Source organism: Pseudomonas sp. EA_65y_Pfl1_P113 (assembly GCF_963970525.1).
Classification (GTDB): Bacteria; Pseudomonadota; Gammaproteobacteria; order Pseudomonadales; family Pseudomonadaceae; genus Aquipseudomonas; species Aquipseudomonas tritici.
Genome location: NZ_CAXAQM010000318.1, coordinates 1 through 545, shown reverse-complemented (window position 1 = coordinate 545; position 545 = coordinate 1). Strand labels below are relative to the sequence as shown.

The window sequence follows — 545 nt, the reverse complement described above, 5'->3', positions numbered from 1 at the left end:
AGTGGTGGGGGTGAGCGCGCTTGGCATCATCGGCCTGATGAGCTTTCTGATCGGCATCGTTATTGCACAGCAGGGAGCTGTGCAGTTGCAGCAATTCGGGGCGGAGTTCCTCACCATCAATCTGGTCGGGCGAATCACACTGCGCGAACTTGGCGTCTTGATGACCGCAATCATGGTCGCCGGGCGATCGGGCTCGGCCTTTGCCGCACAGATCGGCACGATGAAGCTGACCGAAGAAGTCGACGCGATGCGCACGATCGGCGTGTCGCCAATGGAGGCGCTGGTGCTGCCGCGCGTGCTGGCGACGGTGATCATGATGCCGCTGCTCGGCATGTACGCGTCGATCGTCGCGATCATCGGCGGTCTGCTGCTATGCTGGGTCTCGCTCGGAATTCCGCCGGTGACCTTCGTCCAGCGGCTGCGCGAAGTCGTGCCGATCACCGATCTTTATGTCGGGTTGGTGAAGGCACCGGTGTTCGGCCTCATCATTGCCGTGGCCGGCTGCTTCCAGGGCATGCTGGTGGAGGGCGACGCCGAACAGGTCG

The 545-nt window shown here is 62.8% G+C and carries 1 protein-coding gene; it reads left to right on the top strand.

From position 1 onward, the window contains the following. The coding region (locus tag AACY52_RS29820; protein WP_339561306.1) for an ABC transporter permease at window positions 1-545 on the top strand (545 nt) is incomplete at both ends.